The sequence below is a fragment of the Sphingomonas sp. P4_D12 genome, from assembly GCF_056401895.1.
The window spans coordinates 247,794-269,152 of record NZ_JBFUIL010000005.1; the positions used below are offsets into that span (position 1 = coordinate 247,794).

Below are 21,359 nucleotides of genomic sequence, written 5' to 3' on the forward strand. Positions count from 1 at the left end.
CTGTCCGCAACACGTGGTGCGAGGCCAGGTTGGTTAATTCGCTCGTAAGCTGGGTGGGCGCCTTCGCCATAAGGGCTCAGCCGCCTCGTATGCCGCGCCAAACTGTAACGACGTTATTTCCTGGTGGTTCGGAGCGATGATCTGAAGACCGATCGGCAGGCCGGTGCGGCTGAACCCTGCCGGAACCGCCAGCGACGGCGTCCCCGCGAGCGTGACAAGACAGACGCCTTTCATCCATTCGTGATAGGTGCGCATCTGCTTGCCGGCGATTTCGGTCGGCCATGGCTGGGCGATGTCGAACGGGAAAAGCTGCGCGGTCGGCGCCACCAGCACGTCGAACTGCTCGAACAAGCGGCCGAACGCCGCGCTCCAGCCGGCGCGCACCGCCGAGGCTGCCTGGATATCGCTCGGGCTCAACCGGCTGGCGAGGTCGAGCTCGAACAGGGCCTGTGCATTGAGTTGCGCGCGTTTCGCCGGATCGCGCGCAATATCGGCCAGGGGCGCTGCAGACTGCCAGGCCCTGAGCGTCACGAACGCCTGCCATGCCCTTTCGATGTCGAACGCGGGCAGGGCTTCGCCAATGGTGCAGCCGATTGCCGCGAATCGACCCAGCGATGCGCGGCAAACCGCTAGAACTTCGGGTTCGGACGTGACGGCGCCGCCGAAATCGCCGAGCCAGCCGACGCGTTTCCCGCGCAGGTCGGCCTGCAGCGAGCCCGCGAACCGGACGCCGCTGCTCTCCATCGACAGCGGCGCGCGCGGATCATAGCCGGCCTGGACCGAGAGCAGCATCGCCAGATCGGATACCGTCCGCGCCATCGGCCCGGCGACGCCCATGGACGGCAGCCATGTGTCGGGGCCGTCCAGCGGCACGCGGCCAAAGCTCGTCCGGAACCCGCACACATTGTTCCAGCCGGCGGGATTGCGCAGGCTGCCGCCATAATCCGACCCGTCCGCCAATGGCAGCATCCGCAGGGCGAGCGCCACAGCGGCGCCACCGCTGCTGCCACCCGCGGAACGCGAAGGGTCGTAGGCATTGTGAGTCGGGCCGAACACGCGGTTATAGGTATGCGAGCCCAAGCCGAATTCGGGCGCGTTGGTCTTGCCGATGAAGATGACCCCGGCAGCGCGAAGTCGCTCGGTCGGCAAATTGTCCCGGGTCGCGATCCGGTCCCGGAACAGCGGCGAGCCGCCGGCGGTGAACCGGAAACCCTTTAAGGGCGCGAGGTCTTTGACGGCGTGGGGCAAGCCGCATAGCGGCCCGACCGCCGTCCCGCTTGCCAGTTCGGCGTCCCTGGCCCGCGCTGCGCGCAGCAGTTCTTCGGGCTCGCCCATCGACACGACGGCGTTGAACCTGCCGTTCGACAGGTCGATCTGGCGAAGGCAGGCTTGCATGACCTCGACGCACGAGACTTGTCTGGTCCGGATCAGTTTGACGAGCGCGCGCGCCTCGATCCCCATCAACTCGGACGTTTGCGTGGCGGCGGCGGATCGGCCTGCAGCAGCCAAGGCGAGCCCACTTGCCGCCCAGCTGAGGACGGTCCGGCGGTCCGGAGTCGTGATCGATGATGACATTTCAGCCCCCGCCGGTTTCCATCCAGGATCCAGCAGATCATGAAAATGGCAGGTTGCGCCATCCCTAAGTTCGACGTTCTTCGCGCCCAATCGTCCGCGCGTCACTCGGTCAGGGCAAAACGGCTACTATCCGAGCAGCTTCCGGCCAACCATCCGCTCTTTGCATCGGGCATTGAAACTGGCTTGTGGTGGAGGCTCGCCGGCGAGGGCGGTCATTGCCTGTCGAATACCAGCAGTTGCGAGAAGGCCTGACCCTTTCTGTTGGTGCCCTTGTCGGTGATGGTCAGCAGCTTTCCGTCCCGCGAGACCGTCCGCACGGCAACGCCAACCGTTTTGCCGCCCCGTTTTTCCTCCGACCTGACGGTCCAAGCGTCGATGCGCACGGCGGTCAGCGTGTCGTAGCTTGCCGAGCCGAGCATCGGATAATCGTGCCCGTCATAGGCGTAGGCGTAGCTGACCTGCATCTTCTCGCCTTTGGCATCGACGCCCGTCCAGGTGACCGCAACCCCTTCCGGAGTTGCCTGATATGTCCGGACCTGGCTCTGCCATCCCGGACCGGGTGTGAATTGCGACTTCGCCACATTCAGCCGCCAGGTCCCCAGGACCGGATCGTCGGCGGACGCCGCCTGCGCCGACGACAGCGATATCCCGACAATGAATCCGACGATGATCGCTAGAAGACGTTTGCTCACGGTGTTTCTCCTCCAAGCCAGCGACTGATTGCAGGGGGGACGGATGCCCTATCGAGCTATCGTTGGTATTCTTTCCAAGAGCCAAAGTGCCGTGAAGTTCGCAACGTTCACCGGCTCGCATCCAGCACCGGAGGCGGCCCGAAGAAACCCGTAACGCGACGGATAAGGCCGTCTGGTGCGAGCTCGTAGAAATCCATCCCCTGCGTTGGCTTCTTGCCGTTGGGTTCGAGCAGCAACCAGGTTACGCGCATGGTGCGGTGATGGATTTGCGGAGCGCTGCACCGGAACCTCGCGCCTGGATACTGCCGCTGAAACCTCCCGATTTCATCGCTCAAGGCGGCGCGGCCGGTGACATAGGTCGGCGTAGGATCGCTATAAACGCCGTCGCGGGCAAATACTCGCCTCAGCAGGATATCTCGTTTCGTGCTGTCTGTTGTGTTCCACGCCGCACAATGGCCTGCAACCGCCGCGGCTGGCGTCAGACGCGATGCGGAACCGGTATCCTTTATTGCTGCCGCCATCGTTACCGGGGCCATGGCGGCCAGCAAGATTGTGCGCGGAATAGCTCTTGATCCTATCGACATCGCTGGCGCTCCCCAAAGGCCAAGCGGATTAGCTACCAGAGATTGCGGGAAGCCGCATCCAAACATGGGTGCAGTTCGCGCGCGGGCGGCTAGGCGCGGCTTCTTGACATCAAACTGCGGCGCTGGCGGGCCACGCCCGATGAAGATGAGCGCTACACCTGCGCTGTGGCGCTACGATAGCAAACGGCGTCTTCCGCCCAAACTCGGTCGTTGCGCAGCGATCGCTAAATGATCGTTCTCGACAAAGCCAGTCGCCGAGCAAACCGTCATCCAGCAAGGCCACGCGCCATGCCGATCAACGCCTTGAACGCGGCCGAGGGATTTCGTCTGCTAGGATAGTAGAGACACAAGGGTGCTAGCGGCGGCGTCCAGTCTTCCAGGACCCGAACGAGACGCCCTGCCTCAATGTCCTCGCGCACATCGGATTCCATGAAGTAGCCGATGCCGACGTGATCGAGAACAGTGATGCGCGCGAGGCTGGCCTCGTCCAGCGTGATGGGACCTTGAACGTCGATCTGAACCGGCTGACCGTCCTTCTCGAATTGCCAGTGATGCAGCGCGCCATTGGGCAACCGGATGCGAAGACATGAATGGCGCAGAAGGTCGGGAGGCACGCGGGGCTTGCCGTTGGCTTTGAAATAGGCGGGCGTTGCAACCACAGCGAAGCTGCGGGGCGGACCGACAGGAATCGCAATCATGTCGCTCGGCACAAGGTCGGCGCTTCTCAGGCCAAGGTCGAACCCGTCGGCAACGATATCCACGATCCGTCCCTCGGTGACGAGATCGATATGGACCTGGGGATAGCGACGCAAGAACTCCAGCAGAAGCGGACCAAGAACTTCCCGCGCTCCTGTTGCGAATGCGTTGATCCGAAGGATTCCGGACGGGGTTTCCTGCTGCGAGCGGGCGGCCCCCATCGCATCGTGAAGGGTCTTTATGGCAGGCCCGACCTGATCGACGAAGTTCCGTCCAGCGTCCGTCAGGGAGACACTGCGGGTCGTGCGGTTGAACAGTCGGACGCCGAGCTGGCGTTCCAGCTTGCCAATGGCGTTGCTCAGCGCGGTTGTCGACAGGCCAAGGTCCAGTGCGGCAGCACGGAACGATCCGCGCCGCGCAATGGCGAGAACAGCATCAAATTCGATCAGACCATGCTTCAAGATTGTCCCGCTTTCCGCAACGCCACATGCCGGTTTAGCCCCGTTATCGGGAATGATGTCTATCGCTAAATTGTCCTTGTCACGTCAAGGAGCCGAGCGATGCCGATCGAACTACCCAAGCCCATAGCCGACTATGTCGAGGCGAACGCCCGGCTCGATGTGGACGGCATGCTGAACCCCTTCGCCGCCGATGCTGTCGTCCTGGACAACGGAGGCCGTTATGAGGGCCACGCCGAACTGCGGACCCTGTTCGAGGAGGCGGTGATCCCCGTCCAGGCGATCTTCACGCCGGATGCCGTTCGCTATGAGGATGGCCAGGCCGTCGTCGAAGGCCCTGCCCATGGCGATTTCAAGGGCAGCCCCATTCGCTTCACCTATCGTTTCACGCTCGAAAACGACGCCATCAAGGCCTTGGAGATCACGGCATGAGCGTCAAGGCTGATCCCATCGAGTTCGCGGGAAAGCGCGTGCTCATCAGCGGCGGCACCAAGGGCTTGGGCCGCGCCACCGTCGATCGCTTTCTGGCTGGCGGAGCCCGAGTGATCACTGCCGCCCGCGGGCCTCTGGAGCCCATCGACGGCGTCGAATTCGTCCAGGCGGACCTCACAACCGCCGAGGGCGGGGAGATGCTGGCCAAAGCGGCGCTAGAACGCCTGGGCGGGATCGACATTCTGGCTCATGTGATCGGCGGATCGTCGACACCGGGCGGCGGCTTCGCGGCCCTGACGGACGACCACTGGCTGTCCGAACTGAACCTGAACCTCCTGGCGACCGTTCGTCTCGATCGTCTCCTGATCCCGCAGATGATCGAGCGCGGCAGCGGTGTAGTTGTGCATGTGACTTCCATCCAGTCGGTCCTTCCGCTGCCGGAGGCCACTACGGCCTACGCCGCTGCCAAGGCGGCACTCAGGACCTACAGCAAGTCGGTGTCAAAGGAGCTTGGTCCCAAGGGCGTGCGGGTCAATGTCGTCTCCCCCGGCTGGATCATGACCGAGTCGTCCGTGAACCTGCTGAAGCGATTGCAGGCTGCCAATGGCGGCACGATCGAGGAGGCGCGGCAAGTCGTCCTCGACAGCTTGGGTGGCATCTCGATCGGACGTCCGGCCGACCCCCACGAGGTCGCCGACCTCATCGCCTACCTGGCTTCCGATCGCGCCGCCGCGATCCACGGCTCGGAATTCGTCATCGACGGCGGGACCGTCCCGACCGTCTGAGGTCATCGCCCCACGGCGATGTATGGCGGAGAGGGTGGGATTCGAACCCACGGTGGGCGTTAACCCACGGCGGTTTTCAAGACCGCTGCCTTAAACCACTCGGCCACCTCTCCGCGCGCGAGCAGCGCTTTGCGCAAGGGCGGCGATTTGTGCAAGTCGTGCGACGATGGGATTTCACCTTTGCGGCGCGCTGTGGCACGGTCTGCCGATGCGCGGACGGGGTATGATGGGGCGAATGGCGGCGGCGATCACGCTGGCCGCCGGGTTGTGGCTGGCGACAGGGTCGGCGAACGCACAGGACGATGCGGCGTTTCAGGCCTATCTGCAAAGCGTGCGCGGCCACGCGATTGCCCAGGGAGTGAAGCCGTCGAGCGTCGATTCGGTGCTGGCCGGGCTCACTTTCAATCAACGCGTGATCGATCTCGACCATGCCCAGCCGGGAGGCAATCCGGCCAACCCGACCAATAGCGCGTCGCCGCCTTTCGCGCCTTATTTGCGCAGCCATGTCGATGCCGCCCGAATCGGGCAGGGCAGGGCGAAGTACCTCGCCGAACGTGCGCATCTGCGCAGCATCGAGACCCAAACCGGGGTTCCCGAATCGATCATGGTCGCGATCTGGGGGCATGAGACCAATTACGGTCGGATCATGGGCAATTTCGACCTGCCGCGCGCCTTGGCGACCCTGGCCTATGACGGCCGTCGCCGCTCGCTGTTCGAAGGCGAATTGATCGCCTCGATGAAGATGGTCGATCGCGGTGTCGCGCGCAGCCAACTTATCGGCAGCTGGGCGGGCGCGATGGGCGGGCCGCAATTCCTGCCGTCGGTCTATCTGCGCATGGCGCGCGATGGCGACGGCGATGGCCGCGCCGACATCTGGAACAGCGACGCCGATACGCTCGCCTCGATCGGCAATTATTTCTACAATGCCGGCTGGCGACGCGGGCAGCCTTGGGGCCTTGCCGTCTCGGTACCGGCGACCTTCGATCGCTCGGGTGTCACCAACAAGCTGATCTCGCCGCGCTGCCCCAAAGTGTTCGCTCGACAAAGCGGCTGGCGATCGATCGCCGAATGGCGCGCGCTGGGAATCGTGCCGCAATCCAAGGCATGGCCGGCGGCCAACGTGCAGGCGACGCTGATCGAGCCGGACGGGCCGGGCAAAACGGCCTATCTGCTGACCGGCAATTACCGGGTCATCCTCGATTACAATTGTTCGAATTTTTATGCGTTGAGCGTGGGGCTGCTGGCGGATGCGGTTGAATAAAGGGGCGTTCGGGACCGGACTTGGGGCATGCCTGGTCCTGATGGGGTGCGTGGGGAGCGGTGGGTCTGGCGACGGACCGCGCCTGCCCGATCCGGCCTATGGCAATGTGCCGCAGGGCGGTTATCCACAGACCTATCCACCATCTGTTCCACAAGCGGCGGCGCAGCCGACACCGCTCTCCGCCGACGAAGCCGATGCCGGGCCGCCATCATCGGATGGCCCCCGTGCCACGTCGGGACGCGGCGAGTCTCGCTACGATGAAGTCGGCTATGCCACCTGGTACGGCGACGAGCTGGCCGGCGGGCGCACAGCATCGGGCGTTCCGTTCGATCCCAAGGGCTTCACCGCGGCGCATCGCACGTTGCCGCTCGGTTCCTATGCCGAAGTGACCGCGCTCGACACGGGGCGCACGATCCTGGTCCAGATCAACGATCGCGGGCCGCGCCAGAGCAATTTGCTGATCGATCTCTCACAAGGTGCGGCGCGGACGCTGGGCATTACCGGACGTGAGGCTGTACGCATCCGCGCGGTCACTGCCAGCCCGTCCGACCTCGCAGCGCTGCGCGCGGGCGAGCCCGGGGTGCCGCGGCTGGATACGCCGCCGTCGTTGCTCTCCGGGCTCCGCCAGCGGCTGACTGGCGCTCCGGCTCCCGTCGCTGGGCCACCGAAGATCCAGCCGCGCCCACCGCTTGTCCGTATCCCACCCGAACCCCAAGCGGCCAAGCCGCCGGTCAGGAAGCCGATTCCGGCCGCCCCGATCGCCGGTGGATTCTACGTTCAGGTGGCAGCCTTTTCGAGCCAACCGCGTGCCACAGCGCTCGCCAAAAGCCTGGGCGGACAGGCTGTGCCCGCCGGCTCGCTATGGCGCGTGCGGATGGGACCCTATTCAACGAAAAATCAGGCCAGCGAGGCACGTGACGCGGCAGCGGCGCGGGGCTATGGCGATGCTCGTGTGGTCCGCCAGGACTGATCTTACCCCTGCTTTAGCGTACGGACTGTTGTCACCATGACCTTTATGCCCAAGATGATCCACCTGAGCGCAGCGTCCGCTCTGGTCCTGGCCGCCATGCCGGCCACTGCCGCCGCGCCGACCTTCGATACCCCGGCGCCCGTCGCCTATATGGTCGACCTGTCGTCCGACGCGGTGCTCTACGCCAAGGACATCGATCACCGCATGCCGCCGGCGTCGCTGGCGAAGATGATGACGGTCTATGTCGTGTTCGACATGCTCAAGAAGGGGCAAATCAAGGCCGACCAGCAATTCACGATGAGCCCGGAAACCTGGAAGAAGTGGCACAGCCAGGGATCGACCATGTTCCTGAAGGCCGATGAGAGCGTCAGCGTCGACAATCTGCTCAAGGGCATCGTCACCTTGTCGGGCAACGATGCCTGCGTCGTGCTGGCGGAAGGTGTCTCCGGCACCGAACCGGCATTCACCGACCGGATGAACGAGGCGGCCAAGAAACTCGGCCTGACCAACAGCCATTTCGGCACGTCGAACGGCTGGCCGGACAATGGCGTGACCTATGTGACGGCGCGCGACCTCGCCAAGCTGGCCGAGGCGACGATCCGCGACTTCCCGGATCTCTACAAACGCTATTATGCGCTGCCGAATTTCACCTGGGGCACCCAGATGAACGGCTCGGCGATCGATCAGGCCAATCGCGATCCGTTGCTCGGCGTCGTTGCCGGCGCCGATGGGCTCAAGACCGGCCATACCGAGGAAGCCGGCTACAGCTTCGTCGGATCCGCGATCCAGAACGGCCGTCGTCTGGTGATGGTGGTTGCCGGGTTTACTGGCTTCAACCAGCGCAAGGAAGAATCGGTCAAGTTCATGAACTGGGGCTTCCGCGCCTGGCAGTCGCATCCGATCGTCGCCAAGGGCAAGCAGATCGCCACTGCCGAGGTCCAATTGGGATCGTCGAGCAGCGTCGGGCTGGTCGCGGCGGACAATCTGGCGATGACGGTGCCGTCGGGCACTACCCCCAACACCAATGCCAAGGTCGTCTATGACGGCCCGCTCAAGGCGCCGATCAAGGCGGGCGACCATGTCGCCGACCTGGTCGTGACCTCGCCTGGCATGCCCGATCAGCGCTTCCCGCTGGTCGCCGACAAGGATGTCGGCCAGGCCGGGTTCTTCGGCCGCGCCTGGACCGGGTTGATGCAGTTGTTCGGCGGCTGACGCACACATGGCGCGCGGCAAGTTCCTCTCGATCGAGGGCGGCGAGGGCGCGGGCAAGTCGACCCAGGTCCGCCGCCTCGCCGACGAACTGCGCGCGCGAGGCCTCGACGTCATCGTCACGCGCGAGCCGGGCGGCAGCGAAGGCGGGGAAGCGATCCGCGAGTTGCTGATGCAGGGCGAGGTCAAGCGCTGGAGCTCACATACCGAGGCGTTGCTGTTCGCAGCGGCGCGCGCCGACCATGTCGAAAAGGTAATCCAGCCGGCGCTCGGTATCGGCACCTGGGTGATCAGCGATCGCTTCATCGATTCGTCGCGCGCTTATCAGGGCGTGGCAGGCGGCATCGACGATGCGGCGGTGCTCGCGCTCCATGCCTTCGGATCGCGCGGACTATTGCCCGATCGCACCCTGGTGCTCGAGGTTCCGCCGGAGATCGGGGCGGAACGCGCCGCGGCGCGCGACGGGGCGGCGGCCGATCGCTTCGCGGCGCGCGGACGGGCGTTTCATGACGACGTTGCGGCGGCGTTCCGACGATTTGCAGCGGCCGAACCAGATCGCGTACGGTTGATCGACGCGGGGGGCGACGTGGACACGGTAGCGGCCGGCGTGATCGAGGCGGTCGCCGACCTGCTACCATGACGTCACTCTATGGTAACCTTGCGGCGCGGCAGGCTTTTTCCGCTGCGATCGATAGCGGATCGCTGCATCACGGCTGGATCTTCGCCGGGCCCGAAGGCGTCGGCAAAGCACGGTTCGCGATGCTCGCCGCGCGGCGTCTGCTGGCCGGACCTGGGCAGCCGGACGATTTCGAGATTCCGCCCGGCGACCGCACGCAGCAATTGATCGATGCCGGATCGCATCCCGATCTCAAGCTGCTGCAACGATTGCCACGCGACGAGAAGAAGCCGGAACAGGGATTGGCGCGGTCGATCCGCGTCGACCAGGTCCGCGAACTCGACCATTTTCTCGGCGTGAAGGCGACCTATTCGGATCGCCGCGTGGTGGTGATCGATACCGCCGACGATCTCGAACGACCCGGCGCGTCGAACGCCTTGCTCAAGAATCTCGAGGAACCGCCCGCCGGTACGGTGTTCCTGCTGGTGAGCCACGCGCCCGGTCGCTTGCTGCCGACGATCCGCTCGCGCTGCCGAATGCTTCGGTTTGAGGCGCTAGACGATGCGGAAATGCGTGCCGCGCTGGTCGATGCCGGTGTCGCGTCGAACGAGATCGACGAGCTGATTCGGGTGGGGCAGGGGTCGCCGGCACGCGCTTTGGCGATGGCCGGCCTCGACATTTCCGGGCTGGACAAGGCGCTGGAGGAGCTGGCGCAGGGGGACGCCAGTAATGCCGTCCGCGCCGAACTTGCTCGCGCGCTGTCGCTCAAGGCGGCGCAGGAACGTTATGAAGCGTTTCTCGAGCGGGCTCCGAGCTTCATCGCAGCGGCGGCCCGTACGCGCTCGGGTGAAGCGCTGCGGACCGCGCTCGATGCGCACGATGCGGCACGCAATCTTTCGGCAAGTGCGCTTGGTCTCTCACTGGACGCGCAAGGGACGGTGTTCGAGATGGCCGGACTCGTCGCTCGGCTGGCGACGCGCTGAGGCTCTCAAACCTTCTTCTTGGGGGAGAAGGTTTAGGGGAGGGAGGTTCCATCCGCGCGGGACCTGCACTAGAGGGCAGGGCATGGCCGAACCCTATTATATCACGACCGCTATCAGCTATCCCAATGGCCGCCCGCATATCGGCCATGCTTACGAAGCAATCGCCGCCGATGCGATCGCGCGCTATCATCGCCAGGCAGGACGAGACGTCCGCTTTCAGACCGGTACCGACGAACACGGCCTGAAGATGGTCCAGACCGCGCGCGACCGCGGCGTCGAAACGCGGGCGCTCGCCGACGAAATGTCCGGATATTTCAAGGCGATGGATGATCGCCTTAACATATCCTATGATCGCTTCATCCGAACCGTCGAAGCGGATCATCACGCCGCCAGCCGGGCGATCTGGGAAGCCATGGCGGCCGCCGGCGACCTGTATCTCGATCGCTATGAGGGTTGGTATTCGGTCCGCGACGAGGCGTTTTACGACGAGAAGGAACTGGTCGAGGGGGAAGGGGGCGAAAAGCTCTCACCACAGGGAACGCCGGTCGAATGGACCGCGGAGGAGACGTGGTTCTTCCGGCTGAGCAAATATCAGCAACCGTTGCTCGACCTCTACACGGCCAATCCGAACTTCATTCAGCCCGACGCTCGGCGCAACGAGATGATCGCCTTCGTGTCGGGCGGGCTGTCCGATTTGTCCGTCTCGCGCACCAGCTTCGACTGGGGCGTCAAGGTGCCGGGCAGCGACGGCCATGTCATGTACGTCTGGGTCGACGCCTTGACCAACTATCTGACCGGGATCGGCTATCCCGATCTGGACGGACTGCTAGGAAAATACTGGCCCGCCGATCTGCATCTGATCGGTAAGGATATCGTTAGATTTCATACTATTTACTGGCCAGCCTTCCTGATGAGCGCGAACATCGCTTTGCCCAAACAGGTGTTCGGCCACGGTTTCCTGCTCAATCGCGGGGAGAAGATGTCGAAGAGCGTCGGCAATGTGACCGACCCGATCGAGCTCGCCGACCGGTTCGGGGTCGATCCGTTGCGCTATTTCCTGTTGCGCGAAGTCAGCTTCGGCCAGGACGGCAGCTATTCGGAAGAAGCGATCGTCACGCGCTGCAACGCCGACCTTGCTAACAATCTCGGCAATCTCGCGCAACGCGGCCTGTCGATCATCGCCAAGAATTGCGACGGACGCGTGCCCGAACCGGGCAATGCGACAGCGGCCGAGGAAGCGCTGGTCGAGAGCGTGAAAGCGGCAGAAGCCGGCATGCACGCCGCGATGGGCGAGTTGGCGATCCATACCGCGCTGGAGGCGATCTGGTCGGCCGCGCGCGACGCCAACCAATATTTCGCCGATCAGGCGCCGTGGAGCGTGCGCAAGACCGATCCCGCGCGCGCCGACACGATCCTTTATTACGCCGCTGAAGCGGTGCGGCGGATCGCGATCATGGCGCGCTGGGCGATCCCGGAAAGCGCCGACAAATTGCTCGATCTGCTGGGGCAGGGCGCGGATGTCCGCAATTTCGACGCGCTCAATCGGCCGATCGAGGCAGGCACCGCCCTGCCGACGCCAAGCGGCGTGTTTCCGCGGCTCGAAATGGCGGCGGACGCGGCATGAAGCTCGCCGACAGCCATTGCCACCTCAATTACAAGGGCCTGGCCGAGCACCAGGGCGACGTCCTGCAGCGTGCGCGCGACAGCGGCGTGGTGGCGATGCTCAACATCTCGACTCGCGAGCGCGAATGGGATGACGTCATCGCCGTCGCCGAGCGCGAGCCGGACGTCTGGGCAACGATCGGCGTCCACCCGCATGAGGCCGACCAGCACCCCGATGTCGACACGGCCAAGCTGATCGAGCGGGCGGCGCATCCGCGCGTCGTCGGGATCGGCGAGAGCGGGCTCGATTATTATTACGACCATTCGGATCGCGAGCGCCAGCGCGCCAGTTTTCGCGCGCACATCGCCGCGTGCCGCGAAACCCAATTGCCGCTGGTCGTCCATACCCGCGACGCCGAGGACGATACCGCGCGGATCCTGGCCGAGGAAATGGAGCAGGGGGCCTATCCCGGCGTCATCCATTGCTTTACCGCGAGCGGCGATTTCGCCGGCAAGGCATTGGAACTTGGCTTTTATATCTCCATTTCGGGCATCGTGACGTTCAAGAACGCCAAGGACCTGCAGGAGACGGCAGCGAGGCTGCCGCGCGAGCGCTTGCTGATCGAAACCGACGCGCCGTTCCTCGCCCCCGTGCCGCATCGCGGCAAGACTGGCGAGCCCGCTTTTGTCGCCGATACCTGTCGCTTCCTGGCGCAATTGCGCGGCGAGGACGCCGACGAGCTGGCCGATGCAACGCGCGCCAATTTCCACCGTCTGTTTGCCAAGACGCTGGCGTGAAGGTCCGGGTCCTCGGTTCGGGCACGTCGTCGGGGGTGCCGCGGATCGGCAATGACTGGGGTGCGTGCGATCCCACCGAGCCCAGGAATCGCCGCCGCCGCGTATCTATTTTGGTCGAGACCGCGACGACGTGCATCCTGGTCGATACCGGGCCCGATCTGCGCGAGCAATTGCTGTCGGCGAACGTCGATCGCGTCGATGCGGTCATCTGGACGCACGATCATGCCGACCACACGCACGGCATCGACGATCTGCGCCAGTTGTTCCACGCCGCCGGGCGGCCGGTGCGCGGCCTGGCGCGGCCGGCGACGGGCGCGGTGCTGACCGAGCGCTTCGGCTATGTCTTTGCCGGCCGCGATGGGTATCCTGCGACCGTGACGCTCGAGCCGTTGCCTGATCGCCTGATCATCGGCGACGTGTCGATTGCGATCACCGATCAGCCGCACGGCACGATCAGTTCGGCCGGCCTGCGCTTCGAGGCCGACGGTGGCGCGATCGGATATGCTACCGATTTCAATGTCATGACCGACGGCATGCGCAGCCTGTATCAAGATCTCGACATGTGGATCGTCGACGCATTGCGACGTCATCCGCACCCCAGCCATCCGCATCTGGCCGAAGCGCTCGCCTGGATCGAGGAGCTTCGCCCGAAACGGGCCGCGCTGACGCATCTCGATCAATCGATGGACTATGCGACCTTGCTCGCCGAACTCCCGAACGGCGTCGAACCAGCGTATGACGGGCTCGAATTCGAGGTGGCGCGATGAGTGATACGACTGGGAACGTGATTTTCTACGTGCTGCTGCTCGTGCTGCCGCTATCGGCGCTGTTCGCGCGCCGCATGCCCCTGGGCCGCGTTGCCGTCATGACGCTTGCCTGGATCGGAATCTTCGCCACCGGCCTGGTCGTGGTGGCAATCGTCAATCAGAACCAATGGCTGATCTCCGGCACGCGGACGCTATTCTACGGGCCCGATCAGTCGGTGGTCGGCAGCGAGGTCCGCATTCCGATGGCGGATGACGGCCATTTCTGGGCGCGCGCGACGATCAACGGTGTCGAGCGCGTCATGCTTGTCGACAGCGGCGCGACGGTGACCGCGCTGTCCACGACGACCGCCGCGAATGCCAAGATCGATCTCGACGGCATGGCACCGCCAGCGGTCGTGTCGACCGCCAACGGAACGGTGACCGGCAAATCGGCGACGATCGCGACGCTCAAGGTCGGCGGCATCACCGCGACTGACTTGCCGACGATCGTCGCGCCCGAATTCGGCGATCAGGACGTGCTTGGGATGAATTTCCTGTCGCGGCTCAAATCCTGGCGGGTTGAGGGGAAGACGCTGATCCTCACCCCAAACCCCAAGTGAGTTTTACATAATGTATATTATCAATCTTGAAGATGGCCGGGCGGGGGGCTCCCCCCTCGCATGAGCAGCGTCGATATCGAGCGTCTGGTGGCGATCATGGCGCGGCTGCGCGACCCGGTGAGCGGCTGCGAATGGGATAATGTCCAGACCTTCGCGACGATCGCGCCGTACACGATCGAGGAAGCCTATGAAGTCGCCGACGCGATCGAGCGCGCCGACATGGCCGATCTCAAGGACGAACTCGGCGATCTGCTGCTCCAGGTCGTGTTCCACGCGCGCATGGCCGAGGAAGCCGGCGATTTCGCGCTGAACGACGTGGTCGCGGCGATCTGCGACAAGATGGAGCGCCGGCACCCGCATATCTTTGGCGACGCGGCCGAGGGTGGCCACTACCTCTGGGAACAAATCAAGGCCGCGGAGCGGGGGGCCAAGGGCGCCGAAAGCGCGCTCGACGGCGTCGCGATCGGCCTCCCCGCCCTTCTGCGTGCAGAAAAGCTCCAGAAGCGCGCCGCGCGCACCGGTTTCGACTGGCCGGATGCGAGTGGCCCGCGGGCGAAGATCGCCGAGGAACTCGCCGAAGTCGAAACCGCCACCAGCGACGCCGAGCGCGAGGAAGAGGTCGGCGACCTGCTGTTCGCGGTGGTCAATTGGGCGCGCAAGCTCAACATCGATCCGGAAGCAGCGTTGCGGGCCGCCAACGCCAAATTCGAACGCCGTTTCAAAGCGATGGAAGCCGCCGACGAGAGTTTCGCTTCGCTCGATTTGGACAGCAAAGAACGCCTCTGGATCAGCGTTAAAAGCGCGGAATTCAGCTGACACCCTCGAAGATGTCGCGGTGCCGGGCCACATATTCTTGGCTCGGATGAAGCGATCGATCCGAAGGGAGTCGGATCGACTCGCCCGCCGGGGGAAAAAGTTGCTTCAGCTCGGAGGGCACTTTGTTGTCCGAAACCAGGAGCCGATAGTTTTCATCGAGGCTGATCAAATGGCGATCGAATAGCCAATGAGCAGTGGCCGACAGCGCTATGCCATTTTGGACGGTGTCCGGTCCGCCGTGCGCAACTGGCCAGATATGAGCAGCCTGCGCTTCCGCACGCCCTCCCCCATTTACAATTCTCAGACGCGTGACCGCGCACCTGTTGTCGTAGGCATCGAGCACCTGACGACGAAAACTCGCATCGCGAATTTTCCGATTGATCAGCATTGCTTCGATGCGCCGTTCGGTCGGCGGCTCGCTTAGCTGCCGGGCGGTCTCGTAATCGATTTCCGTGGCATCGAGACCAAGCTTGATGCGGTTTGCAAGACTGAGCGTGTCAGACAGCCCCTGATCCACGATCTCCACAAAGTCCCTTGCCTGCAACTCCCGAACCGACCCGCCCCTTAATGTACGGCCGGCATCCGAGGGCCGATCCAAGTCACGCAAGAATTGCTCGGCAAATCTGCCAGTTGGGTTGCGGTAGGGAATTGGGCGATCGAACTTTAGATATTGTGATATCCGTGCGTAGAAGTGCTTAGGGTCCGAGGGGTCGGGATCAATTCGATCTACAAACCCAACGCCGGTATAGCTCATGCTACCGCCTGCCGCGCGCGTTTCTCGATATACGATCCAATCGCCGACCAATTGCTCCGCGATCTCCTTATACCGGCCACGGTTGGGAAAATGATAGCGACTCGATATTTCGTCGTCGTAGCGCGAATTACCGCTGACCTCGAAGACGCCCTTCACCGATCTATCTCTGGCCGAACCGCTCAAAATCGCGCGGCGCCATTCGCACGTCGTAGGTCGCGCGATCGCCTTCGAGCTCCTGTCCCAACACTTCGCCATGTTGATGCAGCCAGGCAGCGCTCGATCCATCGGCGGCATCGAGCGTGATCGAGTATCGGCGATGCCCGGCGGTCAGCCGAGCGGCGACCTTGAGCTTCAGTTCCTCGACCCCTTCCCCGCTCATTGCCGAGATCGCGACCACGTCATCGCGCCGGCTGGCCTCGAGCAGCGCGTCCTCGCGTTGATCGCCGTCGAGCAGGTCGATCTTGTTCCATGCCTCGAACCGCGGCGTCGTGTCGGCGACGCCGATCTCGCGCAGCACGTCCTCGACATCGGCGCGCTGCGCTTCGGTATCGGGATGCGCGATATCGCGGACATGGATCAGCAGATCGGCCGACACCACTTCCTCCAACGTCGCCTTGAACGCGGCGACGAGCTGGGTCGGCAGTTCGGAGACGAATCCCACCGTGTCCGACAGGATCGCCTTGTCGATTCCCGGTAACTGGATCTGGCGCAGCGTCGGGTCGAGCGTCGCGAACAGTAGGTTTTCCGCCATGACGTCAGCGCCGGTCAGCCGATTGAAAAGCGTCGATTTTCCAGCATTGGTATAGCCGACTAGGGCGATCACCGGCCAGGGCGCGCGCTGGCGCCGGTCGCGATGCAGCCCGCGCGTGCGGCTGACCTGGTCGAGTTCCTTGCGCAGCCGCGCCATGCGGTCGCGGATCAAGCGGCGGTCGGCTTCGATCTGGGTTTCGCCTGGGCCGCCGAGAAAGCCGAAGCCGCCGCGCTGACGTTCAAGGTGAGTCCAACTGCGCACCAGCCGGCCCGCCTGATAATCGAGATGCGCTAGCTCGACCTGCAATCGCCCCTCGGCGGTCGCCGCACGTTCGCCGAATATCTCGAGGATTAGCCCGGTGCGGTCGATCACCTTGCACTCGAGCGCGGTTTCCAGGTTACGCTGCTGCACCGGCGTCAGGCCGGCGTCGAACACGACGAGCTGCGCGTCTTCCATCCGGACCTGTGCGGCGAGTTGCTCGACCTGGCCTGAGCCGATCAGCGTCGCGGGCTTGGGCTGGCGGACGCGATAAGCGATCTTTTCCGCCACCTCGACACCAATGGCTGCGGCAAGCCCCGCCGTCTCCGCGAGCCGGGCATCGGCATCGCGGCTGGCATTGCCCTGGTCGGGCAACACGACGATCGCCCGCGCACCGCGGGCGAACTCGTCGCGATCGCGTTCAAATCCTGTGGTCAATCCTCGTCAGAACCGTTTGATTCTTCGGCAAGATTCAGCGGACGCGCCGGCTGAATCGTCGACACGGCATGTTTGTAGACCAATTGTGCCATGCCTTCGCGCTCGAGCAGCATGCAGAACAGGTCGAACGCCGCGATATGTCCCTGAAGCATGACGCCATTGACCAGGAACATGGTCACGCTGTCTTCCGACTTGCGCACCGCGTTGAGGAAGATTTCCTGCAGCAGCGGCGATTTCTTCGAATCCGAGCTGATGGCGTCGGTGATCGCCGCGATGTCGATCGGGTTGGACGGCATGATCGTCGAGATGGCGTGTTTGTAGATCAGCTGCGATTGGCCGTCGCGGCGCAGCAGAACGGAGAAATTGTCGAACCAGGTGACGATGCCCTGGAGCTTCACGCCCTTGACCAGGAACATGGTCACCGGCGTCTTCGATTTGCGAAGAGCGTTCAGGAACAGGTCCTGGAGCGAGGTCTGTTTGTCGGCCATATGGCGATCCTTGGTCTTGGCGGGCCTTGACCCGCATGGCGCCGTTCTCTGGCGTCTGAAACGCATGCCCACGCGGCACGCGCGATCCGTTATATAGGTGAGGCCCGGCCTCTGCGTCCAGCGTGCTTACGATGCTCCCAGGGGACACATCATTGCACCGACCCTATTCGTCGCGGCTGTCGGTGATTCCCAGCAGCTTGAGCTTGCGGTGCAGCGCCGACCGCTCCATCCCGATGAAGGTCGCGGTGCGCGAAATATTGCCCGAAAAACGCCGGATCTGGACCTTGAGATATTCGCGTTCGAACGTCTCGCGCGCTTCGCGCAACGGCGCCCCCATCATCGCCGAGGCACCGGCCCCCTCGCCCGCGCCGCCCAGCACATCGGCCGGCAACAAATCGACGTCGATCCGCCCGATGCGATCTCCCGGAGCCAGGATGATCGTCCGTTCGACCACGTTCCGAAGCTGGCGGACATTGCCCGGCCATTCATAGCTTTGCAGCGCCACCATGGCGTCATCGGCGACTTCTGGCGTTGGCACGCGGCGTTCGGCGGCATAATGCGCGACGAAATGGTCGACCAGCGCGGGAATGTCCTCTCGGCGATCGGCCAAAGGCGGGATCGTGACCGGCACGACATTGAGCCGGTAATAGAGGTCCTCGCGAAACCGGCCTTCGGCGATTTCGCCCTGGAGGTCGCGTGCGGTCGCCGAGACGACGCGGACGTCGACCTTGACCGTGCGCGTGCCGCCGACCCGGGTGAAGCTCTGATCGGTCAGCACGCGCAGGATCCGGCCCTGCGTCGCGATCGGCATGTCGGCGATCTCGTCGAGGAACAAGGTCCCGCCATGGGCCTGTTCGAGCAGGCCGGTGCGTACCAGGTCGCCCGCTTCCTCGACGCCGAACAATTCCTCTTCGACCCGCTCAGGGATCATCCGCGCCGCGCTGACGACGATGAACGGCCCCTGGGTGCGCTGGCTCCAGCTGTGCAGCAGGCGCGCGGCGACTTCCTTGCCGACTCCGGCCGATCCCATGATCAGTACGCGGCTGCCGGTGCCCGCGACACGCTTGAGCGTCGCGCGAACCGCGTTGATCGCGGTCGAGGTGCCGGTAAGATCGGTGTCGCGCCCGGTCGCCGCGCGCAAGGACGCGACTTCCTGGCGCAATTGCTCGGTTTCGGTGGCGCGGCCGACCATCAGCAGCAAGCGATCGGCGTTGAACGGCTTTTCGATGAAATCGACCGCGCCGCGCCGGATCGCGGCGACCGCAGTGTCGATATTGCCATGGCCGGAAATGACGAGCACCGGGATCGAGGCGTCCCGCCGCTTGATTTCCTCGAGCAATTCGAGTCCGTCGAGCCGCGATCCCTGCAGCCAGACGTCGAGCAATACCAGACTCGGCCGGCGCGTGGCGATCGCTTCCAGCGCGGAGTCGCTGTCGGCGGCGGCGCGCGTCTCATAGCCTTCGTCCTGCAGGACGCCGGCTACGAGTTCGCGAATGTCTTGCTCGTCGTCGACGACGAGGATGTCCAGGCTCATGATTTTTGTCCGGTACGGGTAAGCATCGCCAGCGCGCCTTCGCCCTTGCTGGTTTCCGCGGGGTCACGATTGTCTTCGAGCAGGGCGTCGAGTTGGAGGGTGTCGAACACGATCGTCACGACCGTCCCGCCGCCAGGGCGGTCGGCAAAGGCGATCGTGCCGCAATGTTCCTCGATGATCTTCTTGACGATCGCCAGGCCCAGGCCGGTGCCGCGCGCGCGCGTCGTCATATAGGGTTCGACGATGCGATCGCGCTCGAGCGGCAGTCCGATGCCGTTATCGCTGATCGTCGCGGTCATCAAGCGCTCGCCATGATCGAGCGTGACGTCGATCTCGCCGGGCGGCGCATCCTCGCCGCGCGCTTCTATCGCCTCAACCGCATTCTTGATGATGTTGGTCAGCGCCTGGCCGATCTGGCGGCGATCGCAGACCAAAGGTGCGGCCTCCGGCGTATCGAGCCGGAAAGTGATATCGGAATGCGCGACTTCGTGCAGGAACACCGCCTGCCGCGTGAGGTCGATCAGGGATTCGGGGTGGAAGACCGGCTTGGGCATGCGCGCGAAGGACGAGAATTCGTCGACCATCCGACGCAGATCGCCGACCTGGCGCACGATCGTGTCGGTCAGCTGGGCGAACACGCCGTCCTTCTCGTCGATCGTCTTGCCATAGCGACGTTGCAGGCGCTCGGCGGCGAGCTGGATCGGGGTCAGCGGGTTCTTGATCTCATGCGCGATACGCCGCGCGACGTCGGACCATGCGGCGCGGCGCTGATCGAGCAATTGCTGCGTGATGTCGTCGAACGTCAGGACGCGGCCGTCCTCATCGGCGGTGATGCGCACCGCGAGCGTCCGCGGCTCGCCGCCCGTGGTCAATTGCACGATCGACTCGCGCGGGCCGCCCTCCAGCAACTCGGCGAGCTCGGGCGCGACGGCGACCAGTTGCGCGCCGACCGCCTCAGCTTCGTCGAGTTTCAGCTGGGCGACCGCGGAGGCGTTGAGCAGCCGGATCGTTCCGCCGCCATCGACCGAGATCACGCCGGCCGAGACGCCCGACATCACCGCCTCGATCAACGCGCGCCGGCTTTCAAGCGCCCCCGTCTGTTCCTGCAGTCTGAAGGTCATGCGGTTGAACGCATTGGCCAATGTGGCGACCTCGTCATCGGTGCGTGGATCGGGAACACGCGCAGTAAGGTCGCCATCGGCGACCCGCCGCGCGGCCGCCACCATTTCGCCAACCGGGCGGACCAGACGATCGGCGACGACCAACGCGATCCACACCGCGATCCCGACGATCAACAGTGCGACGATGAACAAGGCCGCGTTGAATTGCAGCTGTAGCGCACGGGCGCGCGCCTGAAGCGCCCGGAAATCGGCGACAACATCGTCGAACCGCTGCAATTGCCGGTTGGCCCCGCCCCCTTCGGTCACTCGGCCAGCGTAGAGCAATAGGCCGTCGACGCCCGGCACTGGCGCGACGACGCGGATACGATCGCCCTGGACGGTGACGACGCTGCGTTTGTCGCGCTGGACTGACGCTACCGCTACCGGGTCGATCTGCTTTTCGACACTGCCATATTCATCGACTCTGGTTAGGAACTGAATCTGGTTGTTGGCCTCGACCCGGAATAGCGCACCTTCGGACAATTGTCGGTTATAGAGTTGTAATGTTAGATAGTTGGTTAGTGTGTAACCATAAGGATCACGCTTACTGACGACGTTCTGCGGCGTTGCGGTGCGCAGCCATTCGGGGGTCCAATGCGCGGCGATATCATCGGCCGCCTGCAGCGCGTTGGCGTTCCAGTTGGAGAGCGATTGCTCGTAAGATTCCTGCGCCAATGTGGTGGCGTTCTTGAGCACGTTGCTGACGCGGTCGGACAGCCAGAACTCGACGCCATATTGGAACATCACCGAGGCGAAGATAACCGCGAGCACCGTCGGCACGGTGGCGATGGTCGAGAACAATGCGACCAGCCGGACGTGGAGCCGCCCTTCCCCGCCCGTGCCGGATTTCGCCACGCGGCTCTTCGCGATGCGGCGGCCGAGCAGCATGATCAATGCGACGCAGGGGCCGAGATTGACCACCAGCAACAAGGCAACGAGCGGCGGTGTCAGCAAGCGTTGCGGTGCGGCGCCGGCGCGCACGACGAAATAGGTGGCGACGGCGACCGCGATCGCCAGCACGAGCACGGTCAGCTCGAAAGCTGGGGTAATTCGGGGACGCCCGTCCCAGAAACGCCGGGGCGCGGCCGTCATGCTCTCGCCACTCATCGTTGCAGGAATACAACGGTTGCGTG

Annotated in this window: 21 protein-coding genes and 1 tRNA gene; 12 read left to right on the forward strand and 10 right to left on the reverse strand. The window is 64.2% G+C overall.

Features of this window, described 5'->3' with window-relative positions:
- Positions 1–33: 33 nt before the first annotated feature.
- The 4 genes from AC1DSD_RS11315 to AC1DSD_RS11330 all read right to left on the reverse strand — a co-directional run bounded on the left by AC1DSD_RS11315 (position 34) and on the right by AC1DSD_RS11330 (position 4,011).
- Positions 34–1,575 carry an amidase gene (locus AC1DSD_RS11315; protein ID WP_478030119.1) on the reverse strand — a complete coding sequence of 514 codons (1,542 nt, stop codon included), beginning with the start codon at positions 1,573–1,575 and terminating at the stop codon, positions 34–36.
- 212 nt (positions 1,576–1,787) lie between these two features.
- Complete coding sequence (locus tag AC1DSD_RS11320; protein ID WP_478030120.1) at positions 1,788–2,267, reverse strand: hypothetical protein; 480 nt, start codon at positions 2,265–2,267, stop codon at positions 1,788–1,790.
- A 107-nt stretch (positions 2,268–2,374) separates the two neighbouring features.
- A complete protein-coding gene (locus tag AC1DSD_RS11325; protein ID WP_478030121.1) occupies positions 2,375–2,815 on the reverse strand; it encodes a nuclear transport factor 2 family protein in 441 nt (146 codons plus the stop codon).
- 302 nt (positions 2,816–3,117) lie between these two features.
- The gene (locus tag AC1DSD_RS11330; RefSeq protein ID WP_478030468.1) at positions 3,118–4,011 is read right to left on the reverse strand and encodes a LysR family transcriptional regulator; all 894 of its coding nucleotides are present in this window, start codon (positions 4,009–4,011) and stop codon (positions 3,118–3,120) included.
- 96 nt (positions 4,012–4,107) lie between these two features.
- Here AC1DSD_RS11330 and AC1DSD_RS11335 point away from each other — a divergent pair, with 96 nt between their 5' ends.
- The gene (locus AC1DSD_RS11335; RefSeq protein WP_478030122.1) at positions 4,108–4,437 is read left to right on the forward strand and encodes a nuclear transport factor 2 family protein; all 330 of its coding nucleotides are present in this window, start codon (positions 4,108–4,110) and stop codon (positions 4,435–4,437) included.
- Positions 4,434–5,222, forward strand: coding sequence for an SDR family oxidoreductase (locus AC1DSD_RS11340; protein WP_478030123.1), 789 nt, complete (start codon positions 4,434–4,436; stop codon positions 5,220–5,222). Before AC1DSD_RS11335 ends, AC1DSD_RS11340 begins: the two co-directional genes overlap by 4 nt.
- A 23-nt stretch (positions 5,223–5,245) precedes the next feature.
- On the opposite strand, the gene AC1DSD_RS11345 is transcribed toward AC1DSD_RS11340, so the two are convergent.
- Positions 5,246–5,335, reverse strand: a tRNA-Ser gene (locus AC1DSD_RS11345).
- A gap of 95 nt (positions 5,336–5,430) precedes the next feature.
- On the opposite strand from AC1DSD_RS11345, the gene AC1DSD_RS11350 reads away from it, so the two are divergent.
- The 10 genes from AC1DSD_RS11350 to mazG all read left to right on the forward strand — a co-directional run bounded on the left by AC1DSD_RS11350 (position 5,431) and on the right by mazG (position 14,843).
- Entirely contained in the window at positions 5,431–6,483 is a 1,053-nt protein-coding gene (locus AC1DSD_RS11350; protein WP_478030470.1) for a lytic murein transglycosylase, read from the forward strand.
- Positions 6,470–7,453 (forward strand): septal ring lytic transglycosylase RlpA family protein, encoded by a 984-nt coding sequence (locus tag AC1DSD_RS11355; RefSeq protein ID WP_478030124.1) that lies wholly within the window; start codon positions 6,470–6,472, stop codon positions 7,451–7,453. The genes AC1DSD_RS11350 and AC1DSD_RS11355 overlap by 14 nt, the downstream gene beginning before the upstream one ends.
- A gap of 54 nt (positions 7,454–7,507) precedes the next feature.
- Positions 7,508–8,665, forward strand: a complete 1,158-nt coding sequence (locus AC1DSD_RS11360) for a D-alanyl-D-alanine carboxypeptidase family protein (RefSeq protein ID WP_478030471.1) — start codon at positions 7,508–7,510, stop codon at positions 8,663–8,665.
- Positions 8,666–8,672: 7 nt separating this feature from the next.
- Positions 8,673–9,302 (forward strand): dTMP kinase, encoded by a 630-nt coding sequence (tmk, locus tag AC1DSD_RS11365; protein ID WP_478030125.1) that lies wholly within the window; start codon positions 8,673–8,675, stop codon positions 9,300–9,302.
- Entirely contained in the window at positions 9,299–10,261 is a 963-nt protein-coding gene (locus AC1DSD_RS11370; RefSeq protein ID WP_478030126.1) for a DNA polymerase III subunit delta', read from the forward strand. The genes tmk and AC1DSD_RS11370 overlap by 4 nt, the downstream gene beginning before the upstream one ends.
- 82 nt (positions 10,262–10,343) lie before the next feature.
- A complete protein-coding gene (metG, locus tag AC1DSD_RS11375) occupies positions 10,344–11,885 on the forward strand; it encodes a methionine--tRNA ligase (protein ID WP_478030127.1) in 1,542 nt (513 codons plus the stop codon).
- The gene (locus tag AC1DSD_RS11380; protein ID WP_478030128.1) at positions 11,882–12,661 is read left to right on the forward strand and encodes a TatD family hydrolase; all 780 of its coding nucleotides are present in this window, start codon (positions 11,882–11,884) and stop codon (positions 12,659–12,661) included. Before metG ends, AC1DSD_RS11380 begins: the two co-directional genes overlap by 4 nt.
- Positions 12,658–13,428, forward strand: coding sequence for an MBL fold metallo-hydrolase (locus AC1DSD_RS11385; RefSeq protein WP_478030129.1), 771 nt, complete (start codon positions 12,658–12,660; stop codon positions 13,426–13,428). Before AC1DSD_RS11380 ends, AC1DSD_RS11385 begins: the two co-directional genes overlap by 4 nt.
- Positions 13,425–14,027 (forward strand): retropepsin-like aspartic protease family protein, encoded by a 603-nt coding sequence (locus AC1DSD_RS11390; RefSeq protein WP_478030130.1) that lies wholly within the window; start codon positions 13,425–13,427, stop codon positions 14,025–14,027. The genes AC1DSD_RS11385 and AC1DSD_RS11390 overlap by 4 nt, the downstream gene beginning before the upstream one ends.
- 60 nt (positions 14,028–14,087) lie before the next feature.
- Complete coding sequence (gene mazG / locus AC1DSD_RS11395; RefSeq protein WP_478030131.1) at positions 14,088–14,843, forward strand: nucleoside triphosphate pyrophosphohydrolase; 756 nt, start codon at positions 14,088–14,090, stop codon at positions 14,841–14,843.
- On the opposite strand, the gene AC1DSD_RS11400 is transcribed toward mazG, so the two are convergent.
- From AC1DSD_RS11400 to AC1DSD_RS11420, 5 genes are all read right to left on the reverse strand, one after another.
- Positions 14,836–15,753, reverse strand: a complete 918-nt coding sequence (locus tag AC1DSD_RS11400) for an HNH endonuclease (RefSeq protein WP_478030132.1) — start codon at positions 15,751–15,753, stop codon at positions 14,836–14,838. The genes mazG and AC1DSD_RS11400 overlap by 8 nt on opposite strands.
- Positions 15,754–15,757: 4 nt before the next feature.
- The gene (gene hflX, locus AC1DSD_RS11405) at positions 15,758–17,044 is read right to left on the reverse strand and encodes a GTPase HflX (RefSeq protein ID WP_478030133.1); all 1,287 of its coding nucleotides are present in this window, start codon (positions 17,042–17,044) and stop codon (positions 15,758–15,760) included.
- On the reverse strand, positions 17,041–17,598 hold the full coding sequence (gene hfq / locus AC1DSD_RS11410; RefSeq protein ID WP_478030134.1) for an RNA chaperone Hfq: 558 nt from the start codon (positions 17,596–17,598) through the stop codon (positions 17,041–17,043). The genes hflX and hfq overlap by 4 nt, the downstream gene beginning before the upstream one ends.
- 97 nt (positions 17,599–17,695) lie before the next feature.
- The gene (ntrX, locus tag AC1DSD_RS11415) at positions 17,696–19,066 is read right to left on the reverse strand and encodes a nitrogen assimilation response regulator NtrX (RefSeq protein ID WP_478030135.1); all 1,371 of its coding nucleotides are present in this window, start codon (positions 19,064–19,066) and stop codon (positions 17,696–17,698) included.
- Positions 19,063–21,318 carry a sensor histidine kinase NtrY-like gene (locus tag AC1DSD_RS11420; protein ID WP_478030136.1) on the reverse strand — a complete coding sequence of 752 codons (2,256 nt, stop codon included), beginning with the start codon at positions 21,316–21,318 and terminating at the stop codon, positions 19,063–19,065. Before AC1DSD_RS11420 ends, ntrX begins: the two co-directional genes overlap by 4 nt.
- Between the last annotated feature and the right edge of the window lie 41 nt (positions 21,319–21,359).

Bases quoted from the DNA above. Each gene is read 5' to 3' on its own strand.
- AC1DSD_RS11315 (WP_478030119.1), bottom strand. From the start codon at position 1,575: ATGTCATCATCGATCACGACTCCGGACCGCCGGACCGTCCTCAGCTGG.
- AC1DSD_RS11335 (WP_478030122.1), top strand. From the start codon at position 4,108: ATGCCGATCGAACTACCCAAGCCCATAGCCGACTATGTCGAGGCGAAC.
- AC1DSD_RS11340 (WP_478030123.1), top strand. From the start codon at position 4,434: ATGAGCGTCAAGGCTGATCCCATCGAGTTCGCGGGAAAGCGCGTGCTC.
- AC1DSD_RS11350 (WP_478030470.1), top strand. From the start codon at position 5,431: ATGCGCGGACGGGGTATGATGGGGCGAATGGCGGCGGCGATCACGCTG.
- AC1DSD_RS11355 (WP_478030124.1), top strand. From the start codon at position 6,470: ATGCGGTTGAATAAAGGGGCGTTCGGGACCGGACTTGGGGCATGCCTG.
- AC1DSD_RS11360 (WP_478030471.1), top strand. From the start codon at position 7,508: ATGATCCACCTGAGCGCAGCGTCCGCTCTGGTCCTGGCCGCCATGCCG.
- tmk (WP_478030125.1), top strand. From the start codon at position 8,673: ATGGCGCGCGGCAAGTTCCTCTCGATCGAGGGCGGCGAGGGCGCGGGC.
- AC1DSD_RS11370 (WP_478030126.1), top strand. From the start codon at position 9,299: ATGACGTCACTCTATGGTAACCTTGCGGCGCGGCAGGCTTTTTCCGCT.
- metG (WP_478030127.1), top strand. From the start codon at position 10,344: ATGGCCGAACCCTATTATATCACGACCGCTATCAGCTATCCCAATGGC.
- AC1DSD_RS11380 (WP_478030128.1), top strand. From the start codon at position 11,882: ATGAAGCTCGCCGACAGCCATTGCCACCTCAATTACAAGGGCCTGGCC.
- AC1DSD_RS11390 (WP_478030130.1), top strand. From the start codon at position 13,425: ATGAGTGATACGACTGGGAACGTGATTTTCTACGTGCTGCTGCTCGTG.
- mazG (WP_478030131.1), top strand. From the start codon at position 14,088: ATGAGCAGCGTCGATATCGAGCGTCTGGTGGCGATCATGGCGCGGCTG.
- hfq (WP_478030134.1), bottom strand. From the start codon at position 17,598: ATGCGTTTCAGACGCCAGAGAACGGCGCCATGCGGGTCAAGGCCCGCC.
- ntrX (WP_478030135.1), bottom strand. From the start codon at position 19,066: ATGAGCCTGGACATCCTCGTCGTCGACGACGAGCAAGACATTCGCGAA.
- AC1DSD_RS11420 (WP_478030136.1), bottom strand. From the start codon at position 21,318: ATGACGGCCGCGCCCCGGCGTTTCTGGGACGGGCGTCCCCGAATTACC.